This window comes from Streptococcus pluranimalium, from assembly GCF_047785705.1.
Classification (GTDB): domain Bacteria; phylum Bacillota; class Bacilli; order Lactobacillales; family Streptococcaceae; genus Streptococcus; species Streptococcus pluranimalium_A.
On sequence record NZ_JBLOJV010000061.1, the window covers coordinates 1 to 4124 of the forward strand.

8 protein-coding genes and 2 pseudogenes are annotated in these 4124 nt (G+C 36.9%); all 10 read right to left on the reverse strand.

All coding sequences use genetic code 11. From position 1 onward, the window contains the following. A pseudogene (locus ACMZ6Z_RS08955) lies at window positions 1-135 on the reverse strand (PoNe immunity protein domain-containing protein); the annotation flags it as partial. 24 nt (window positions 136-159) lie between these two features. Further along, window positions 160-964: pseudogene (locus ACMZ6Z_RS08960) on the reverse strand (IS5 family transposase). Beyond that, a complete protein-coding gene (locus tag ACMZ6Z_RS08965; protein WP_416132205.1) occupies window positions 961-1431 on the reverse strand; it encodes a T7SS effector LXG polymorphic toxin in 471 nt (156 codons plus the stop codon). Before ACMZ6Z_RS08965 ends, ACMZ6Z_RS08960 begins: the two are co-directional and overlap by 4 nt. A gap of 27 nt (window positions 1432-1458) precedes the next feature. Then, complete coding sequence (locus ACMZ6Z_RS08970) at window positions 1459-1761, reverse strand: DUF4176 domain-containing protein (RefSeq protein WP_416132198.1); 303 nt, start codon at window positions 1759-1761, stop codon at window positions 1459-1461. Next, window positions 1751-2440: a hypothetical protein gene (locus ACMZ6Z_RS08975; RefSeq protein WP_416132199.1), complete on the reverse strand. Its 690-nt coding sequence runs from the start codon at window positions 2438-2440 to the stop codon at window positions 1751-1753. The genes ACMZ6Z_RS08970 and ACMZ6Z_RS08975 overlap by 11 nt, the downstream gene beginning before the upstream one ends. Continuing rightward, window positions 2434-2703, reverse strand: coding sequence for a hypothetical protein (locus ACMZ6Z_RS08980; protein WP_416132200.1), 270 nt, complete (start codon window positions 2701-2703; stop codon window positions 2434-2436). The genes ACMZ6Z_RS08975 and ACMZ6Z_RS08980 overlap by 7 nt, the downstream gene beginning before the upstream one ends. Window positions 2704-2725: 22 nt before the next feature. Further along, the gene (locus tag ACMZ6Z_RS08985) at window positions 2726-3385 is read right to left on the reverse strand and encodes a hypothetical protein (RefSeq protein ID WP_416132201.1); all 660 of its coding nucleotides are present in this window, start codon (window positions 3383-3385) and stop codon (window positions 2726-2728) included. 6 nt (window positions 3386-3391) lie between these two features. Further along, window positions 3392-3616, reverse strand: coding sequence for a hypothetical protein (locus ACMZ6Z_RS08990; protein WP_416132202.1), 225 nt, complete (start codon window positions 3614-3616; stop codon window positions 3392-3394). Between the two features lie 141 nt (window positions 3617-3757). After that, window positions 3758-3946 (reverse strand): hypothetical protein, encoded by a 189-nt coding sequence (locus tag ACMZ6Z_RS08995; protein WP_416132203.1) that lies wholly within the window; start codon window positions 3944-3946, stop codon window positions 3758-3760. Beyond that, on the reverse strand, window positions 3936-4124 hold a 189-nt coding region (locus ACMZ6Z_RS09000; protein WP_416132204.1), incomplete at its 5' end, for a hypothetical protein. The genes ACMZ6Z_RS09000 and ACMZ6Z_RS08995, both read right to left, overlap by 11 nt.

Genomic DNA, 4124 nt, shown 5'->3' on the forward strand with positions numbered 1-4124 from the left:
GAAATCTTCTTGATAAGGATAGTATTTTTTATCTTTAAAAGAATCATCAGGAATATTCAATACTTTTACTAGAGCAGCAATGTCTAATGTCCAGTAACCGAAATATAATGGTTCGTTCTTTTTATCATATCCATAGAAATAATTAGACTTCCTACTTAACTAGTTTTTTAATTCAAATTTAATGATTCCAGCAATTAAATTCATCCTCAAATGAAAGCGTTTCTTTCGATTGCGGTAGGTTTTTGACAATATTTTGAAGGTCTTAATCTTGGCGAAGACATGCTCAATGGTGATACGACATGATGACAGTTCAAGATTGTAAGCCTTATCCGCAGGTGTTAACAAATGATACTTACTGGATTTACGTGGGATTTGAGCCTGTGGATACATTTCCATCAGACCCTGATACCCACTATCTGCTAAAATGGTTCCTGCTTTCGACAAGATACGACGGCTATTCCTGAATCGTTTCATATCATGATCATTATTTTTGCAGTGTCAAGATAAAGCATTTTGCCTGTGTGAGTGACGATTGCTTGTGCTTTCAGAGTGTGGCATTTCTTTTTGCCAGAGTAGTTTAGCTTTTGCTTTTTTGGGGACGCTGGATTCGAACCTCTGTTGCATCAATCAGAAGGGCATCTGTCGGTTTTATTGAGTTTTTGCCAATTGTAAAACCGTTTTTTACCAAGACCTCTTCTACCCAATGACTGCGGCGAATCAAGTTGCTTTCGTGTAGGCCAAAATCAGCCGCAATCTGCTCATAGGTGCGGTATTCTCTGAGATACTGAAGGGTAACCATTAGCAGGTCTTCCAGGCTCATTTTGGGTTTTCTATCACCTCTGGCATGTTTCGTTTGGTAAGCCATTTCCAAAATAGATACCATTTTCTCAACTGTTTTGCGCTCAATACCAACTAGGCGTTTAAAACGGACATCGTTTAAGGATTTGCTTGATTCGTCATTCATAGATATAGTTTATCACATTTTTGTTTCGCAGGAAGTCTATTACTTCTTTGACTTCTATACCAGTTGGATAACTGATCATTAATCAGAGAGTTGTACTTCATAATGGTTGTTGTATGACTCATACCCCTATAAGTCAAAATATCATTAATCTTAGCCTTCTCAGCGCTCAATAAATCGATCTGATTCTGTAAATTATTACGCGACCCCTCCAAATCACTCTTAAGAGTCGTAAGGTTTTGCTCCAGCAATTTTGCTTTGGAAGCATCGTCTATATTATAATAACCGTCTTTATAAAGCAAGAGAGAAGCGGAATAATCCTGCATTAAAGTTCCCAAGACCAAAATAATCGGATAATGAACTTCTGCTAAATAGCTCTTCATTCCATTTAATGCTTGCCCCTGAAGAGCAGAATCACTCATGAACTGAGACATCGCTGACTCAATGCTTGCTAAAGCTTCTGCACACAGAAAGGTCTATCAATATTATCTAATACATCAAATTATATTCCTTATTTTATTGTATCCCGACTCAGAAACTAATCTGTCATAATTTTCAGCAAAAACTTGCTCATCAGAATTTATATAGCCAAAATATACAATTGACTCTAAATCTTCTCTATTAAAGAAAATAAGCTTATCTCCATCAGTCATCCCTTCAGGATAAATAACAGCTGAGTAATCAAAATAACCTAATTCCCCATTATTTTCAAATAGAGCTGCTCTACTAATTATCAATAGTGGTAAATTACCATCTTTAATTGTCACAACTGAGCCAACTGGTAAAATTCTATCTTGCATCTATTTTCTCCTTAATATCTTGTTTTATTTTTGATAGTACAATTGATTTTAAAACTAAATTCCATCCAATATTTGGAATTAAAGAGATTATCAATCCCAAAATAATCAACTTCATTCCAAATTCTCCCATAGAGCTGGGTATAAAATATAGCCAAAACATAATCGGTAACACTAAACCAAGCACGAATACACTTACAATTATATTCGCTAGGTACGGTATCCTGTTTGATGACCATACATCATTAAACTTCAAAGCAATCTGCTCAACTCCTTCAAAATACAAAAGTTGTTCATTACTACTAGGTGGTCTACATATTTCATACTTACTTCTGATGCGTATCATTAGATATTCAAAAGACAGGAACATGAGGAAACCAAGAATCATGGGGATAATATATTTAAATCCTCCTAAAACATCCGCTCCCTTTACATCCCTTGATAACATCCTGATAAAAAATATTATAAAAACAAAAAATGTAGGTGGAATGAGTGAACTTAACAAAATTAGCCAATTACTAAGATATTCTTGATTCCTTATTTTATCTTTCGATATTTTTCTCCAAATAACTTTTTTATTAAGGACATCATACTCAGCAGCTAGCCCTGTACCCTTTAAAGAGCTCCCCAAACCATTGTCAACATGAAAAATTAATTTTGTACAAGGAATATATCTTACCACGACCAACTCCATCCTCTCTTTTGAGGCTTAACTCCAGAATCAAGATGATTATTAATAGCACTTCCTATAAAACCACCTGCAATACTACCTACTGCAGCACCTATAGCAGCACCTACACCTGGTATGGGAATTAAAGCTTGTCCAATCATTGCACCACCAATTTTTCCGACAGAACTCCCCGCAGCTGAAGCCGCCAAATTTACTACTGTTTTTCTAGCAGTAATAACTGTTGATTGCTCATTCGAGTAACCTTTTGATTTCAACTCAGTGAAATCTGCGAAAACATTAACCGCTGTTCCAACCCAACCAGCAACTTTGAAAAACTTTACCTACTTTAGTCATTGATGAAAATGCAGTTTTATTTTCTTTCATCATGCCTAAATCTCTTGCAATAGTTCCATGGCTATAAGACGGAAGTTTACTGTAAAGTTTACCAACAGCAGTGTCATTAGAAAACAAGCTTTTTCCAAATATTTTTAAATCAGAGATTTGTGCTCCACCTTTTGAAAAAATTGTTCCTCTAAAAAAACTAGTTGGGTTACTTTTAAATTTCCTATGTATTGATTGTAATTCCTTGTATAACTTATAGATATCCTGAGAATCCATTCCTGACTCAGTACCATTGATCGACACAGCTAGAGGATTAATATTTTTTCCAATTTGTTTGAAAAATTTGTGTTCATTTTCCCAATCAAAATTTGGTGATACTGAACTATAAAACGCCTTCATCCCCTTATCATAAATCTTAGACTTAGGATTCTCCATTAAGTATCCACCCAATTCATTGAGTTCATCACTCGTCAAGTCTTTCCCAGCCTCGACTTTAGCGATAAGAGCTTTAGCCCTGCCAGTGGTCTTATCATCCCACTGCTTGTTAAGGTCAGATGCCCAGCCTAAGTCAAGACGAGAAACATCAAAAGACTTAGTCTGAACGTCCCAAGACAAGTTCGCTTATCTCAAGCCTTTTTGGACGGAGTCTAATAAGGGTTGAATCGCGGTAAAGAGATGAACGGATGAGCTATTAAACGCTAACAGTTTTTGTAATTTCTCCTGTAAACGTCGCTCAACCTCCATATAACGGCTGTCTGTCATGGATAAATCACCGATACGAGACCAATTCGGTTTCTCTTTTTGACGCACCAGGGAAGCTAAATAGTCATAACGACTAGCCAGCATCCCTGCTTGTCAGATTTTCTCACGTAATTCATCTTCTCTTAGATCAATCGTGTCAACCTGACTGCGATACTCACTAGCTAGCTTGCTACATGCTTCCTTGATGGCCTCATCTAAAAGGATACAGCCTTTTAGATGAGGCCATCAAGGAAGCAAAATCTGACTATTATAATCCTTGGCTGAACCATAGGCATGACCCTGCAAGTTCGCTGTATCAATAAAAGACCGAAGACTAGCTATGATATCCTCATAGGCACTTATCCGATTGGATAAAACAGTCGATACCGCACTGGCCTGCTGGTCTGATTGGCCAAGATACATCTCAACGCCCATGCATTTCCTCCTTTTCTAATTTCCGTAGCTCTAATGATAGGGCATCTGATCGAGACTTCAAGCGACGGTGTTCCTGCTGTAAATCATCGTATTCACGTTCAAAATCTGACTTGACCTTCTTATCAAGTGAGACTTGCTCATCATAGAGGCCTTGAAAAATGTGATGATCTGATGACCT

What these genes read in the sequence shown, in the direction of transcription:
- ACMZ6Z_RS08970 (WP_416132198.1), bottom strand. Translation starts at nt 1,761, where the DNA reads ATGCAAGATAGAATTTTACCAGTTGGCTCAGTTGTGACAATTAAAGAT.
- ACMZ6Z_RS08990 (WP_416132202.1), bottom strand. Translation starts at nt 3,616, where the DNA reads ATGCTGGCTAGTCGTTATGACTATTTAGCTTCCCTGGTGCGTCAAAAA.
- ACMZ6Z_RS08995 (WP_416132203.1), bottom strand. Translation starts at nt 3,946, where the DNA reads ATGGGCGTTGAGATGTATCTTGGCCAATCAGACCAGCAGGCCAGTGCG.